A 3522-nucleotide genomic window follows, 5' to 3' on the forward strand; every position below is an offset into this window, starting at 1 on the left:
CTCCCGATGTCCGTTGCGGAGCCGGCCAGCGGCCGGCACTACCGGTCATGAGGCCATAGGGTCCATGCGTACGGGTAGTCTCCGATCTGCTCTGACAGACCTGCCCGGATCGGATTGCCCAGGATGTACATCGCATGCCGACGCAGCGACGCATCGGAGCGAACGGCGTGATCGTGGTAACCCGCTTGCCACAGCGCACCACCGCGACCCTGCGCGCGATTGATCGCCAAGGCGGTCGACGATTTGAAGCGTCGAGCGATGTCGGCGAGCGGCTTCGTTTTCAGTTCCAGCAACCAGTGCAGATGGTCGGGCATGACGACCCAGGCAAGGGATCGTGTATATCCACGTTCGTCCATTTCCCTCAGGCCGAACATGGCGATCGCGGAAACGTCGGGATCATCAAACCAACGCCGACGGTTGTGGCAGACCATCGTAAGGACGTAGGTCTGCCCTGGAATCGAACAGCGCCCTGCGCGTAGTCGAGAAGAACTCATGATGCATCGTCAGTGATTCCGCAGCACCACGGTGTCGGGCAAGGGCGCAGGCGCTTATCGCGGAACACCACGAGAGCGTAGTGCCGGCCGCCGGCCGGCTCCGCATGATCCACGACGTGATGAGGGTAGTGCCGGCCGCTGGCCGCCTCCACGGAGCGTCTGCGATCACGAACAGCATGGCGCGATGACGGAATGTTGCAGAGCCGGCCAGCGGCCGGCACTACCTGAAGGTGTCAGGATTTCTGCGGAGCCGGCCAGCGGCCGGCACTACCGAAAATGCCCATCACCGCCGCTGCGCCCACAGCCATTCCCACATCGCGGCATCGGCATACGTGGCGTCCCATGCGTTGTGGTTGCCGTCGGGGTACTCGGTGTAACGCACATCCTTTGCCCCGGCCTGCTGGAAAGCGGCGTGCAGTTTGCGGTCGTCCTCCGGCGGCACCACGTCGTCCAGCGCGCCATGGAACATCCAGATCGGGACGTTGCGCAGGCGCTGGGCGATGGCCGCGTACGGATCGGCCTCGTGGGCGACGTCCTCGACGAACAGGGTGGGGCGCACCGCGCGCGGGGCCAGGACCGCGCCGCACACCGGCACGATCGCGGCGAAGCGCTGTGGCGCGTCCAGCGCGATGTTCCAGCTGCCATAGCCGCCCATCGACATGCCGGTCAGGTACTGCCGCCGCGGATCAGCGCCGAATTCGGCGATGGCGGCATCCAGCGCGGCCAGCGCGATGCGGTTGTTCCCGCCCGACCACTCCTGGTCGTCCGGGGTCTGCGGCAGCACGACCAGCGCGGGGAAGGTCGCGGCGTGCTGGCGCAGGTAAGGCCCGAGACCGGCCTGGGTCTGGCGACGGCCGTCGCGGCCCCGTTCGCCGGAGCCATGCAGGAACAGCACCACCGGCAGTTCGCCGCGCGAGGCGGCTGCCGTGCGCGGTACGAACACCTGGTAGTAGGCAGTCTGGCCATCGACCTTGACCGCACGGCCGACGAACCGGCCACCTGACGCATCGGGGCTGCTCGCACAGCCAGCCACCGTCATCATCGCCACCGCCCACAGCAGCCATCCACCCCAGCGTCGCGCCATTGTCGTGCCCTGACTGAAATCGATTTCAGTCTAGGCCCGGTGGTGCGCCGGGGCATCTTGCAGTGCATCAGTGCGGGCGCGGTACCGAGGCGAGGATGTCCAGCTGTTCGATCGCCTCGGGGTGGCCCTCGGCGGCGGCCGCCTGCACCTGGGCCAGGCTGGGGTGGACCACCAGCAGGATCGGATTCTCGCACTGCGGGCAGTCGAACTGCGCTTCGTCTTCGTGCAGTTCCATCGGCATCTGCCGCGCGCTGCCCTGCCATTCACAGGCGGCGCAGGTATAGGTCGCGTCGCGCCAGCCGGGGACGAAGTAATTGTCGAGGGTCACGGCCATGCGGGAGTCCAGGGTCAGTGCAGCAGGATCAGGCTGGCCAGGCCAAGGAAGCTGAAGAAGCCCATGACGTCGGTGACGGCGGTGACGACCACGGTACCGGCCACCGCCGGATCGACATTCATGCGCTTGAGCAGCAGCGGCAGCAGGACGCCGGCCAGGGCGGCGGCGCAGAAGTTGATGATCAGCGCCATCGTGATCACCAGCGAGAGCAGGAAGCTGTGGAACCAGAGGTAGGCGATGATGCCGACCACGGTGCCGATCAGGGTGCCGTTGATCAGCGCGACCCGCGATTCCTTCCACAGCAGGATGCGCGCGTTGCTCTGGCCGACCTGGCCCAGCGCGATGCCGCGCACCATCAGGGTCAGCACCTGCACGGCCGCATTGCCGCCGACGCCGGCGACGATCGGCATCAGCACGGCGAGGGCGACCACTTTCTGCAGGGTCAGCTCGAACTGACCGATCACGCTGGCCGCCAGGAACGCGGTGCACAGGTTGATGCCGAGCCAGACCACGCGACCGCGCACGGCGCGCTTGATCGGCGAGAACAGATCTTCTTCTTCGTCCAGACCGGCCGCGCCCAGCGCCTGGTGCTCGGCCTGCGACCGGATGATGTCGACCACGTCATCGATGGTGATGCGGCCGAGCAGGATGTTGTTGTCGTCCACCACCGGGGCGGAGACCCAGTCATGATCGGAGAACTGGCGCGCGACTTCCTCAGCGCTCTCGCCGACGTCGATCGCCGGCTGTTCGTCATCGATCAGGCGGTTGATCGGGGTGTTGTCCTCGTGCGTCACCAGTGCGGCCAGCGACAGCCGGCCCAGGTATTGATGGCGGCGGCTGACCACGAACAGGTGATCGGTGTGGTCCGGCAGTTCGCCGCGCAGGCGCAGGTAACGCAGCACCACATCGACGTTGACGTCGGCGCGCACGGTCACCACGTCCGGGTTCATCAGGCGTCCGGCGCTGTCCTCGGGGTAGGAGAGCACCTGCTCGAGCCGCTCGCGGTTCTCGCGGTCCATCGACTTGAGCACTTCATCGATGACCGTGTCCGGCAGGTCTTCGACCAGGTCGGCGAGGTCATCGATGTCCAGGTCTTCGACCGCGGCGATGATCTCGTCCGGGTCCATGTCGGCCAGCAGGCTTTCGCGCACTTCCTCGCCGACGTGGACCAGCACCTCGCCGTCGTCTTCCGGATCGACCAGGCCCCAGACAATTTCGCGCTTGCCCGGGGGCAGCGATTCGAGCAGGTTGCCGATCTCCGCCGGCGCCAGGGTATTGACCAGCCGGCGCACCGGACCCAGTCGCCCGCTGTCCAGTGCATCGGACAACAGCCGCAGCTGGCGTGCCGTCTTGTCGTGGCGTACGGCTTCGGCCATGCACAGCTCCTGCGGGAAAAGAAAAAGGCCGCTATCCGGTAGAGGATGCGGCATGGGCGGTGGTCACCGCGTCATTATCGCGTGCTTGTGTGTCAATCGGGTAGGGCACGACCGTTGCGATGCGCGGATGCATGCATCGGACGGAGCGCTCCGGTAGTGGCGGGGGGGGGGCGGGGCCCCCCCCCAAAACAACCCAAAAAAAATGAGAGGACCAGACCGCCCCCCCCGCAACCC

Annotated in this window: 4 protein-coding genes; all 4 read right to left on the reverse strand. The window is 66.6% G+C overall.

Going from position 1 to position 3522, the window contains the following annotated elements; genetic code table 11:
• Positions 1 to 38 precede the first annotated feature (38 nt).
• The 4 genes from ABE473_RS18780 to mgtE all read right to left on the reverse strand — a co-directional run bounded on the left by ABE473_RS18780 (position 39) and on the right by mgtE (position 3288).
• Positions 39 to 494, reverse strand: coding sequence for a transposase (locus tag ABE473_RS18780; RefSeq protein WP_346490530.1), 456 nt, complete (start codon positions 492 to 494; stop codon positions 39 to 41).
• Positions 495 to 777: 283 nt separating this feature from the next.
• Positions 778 to 1578: a prolyl oligopeptidase family serine peptidase gene (locus ABE473_RS18785; protein ID WP_346490531.1), complete on the reverse strand. Its 801-nt coding sequence runs from the start codon at positions 1576 to 1578 to the stop codon at positions 778 to 780.
• A 67-nt stretch (positions 1579 to 1645) separates the two neighbouring features.
• Positions 1646 to 1912, reverse strand: coding sequence for a hypothetical protein (locus ABE473_RS18790; protein ID WP_176990846.1), 267 nt, complete (start codon positions 1910 to 1912; stop codon positions 1646 to 1648).
• A 14-nt stretch (positions 1913 to 1926) separates the two neighbouring features.
• Positions 1927 to 3288: a magnesium transporter gene (gene mgtE, locus ABE473_RS18795; RefSeq protein ID WP_176990845.1), complete on the reverse strand. Its 1362-nt coding sequence runs from the start codon at positions 3286 to 3288 to the stop codon at positions 1927 to 1929.
• Positions 3289 to 3522 lie beyond the last annotated feature (234 nt).

This window comes from Stenotrophomonas sp. TWI700 (genome assembly GCF_039673645.1).
Classification (GTDB): domain Bacteria; phylum Pseudomonadota; class Gammaproteobacteria; order Xanthomonadales; family Xanthomonadaceae; genus Stenotrophomonas; species Stenotrophomonas maltophilia_AA.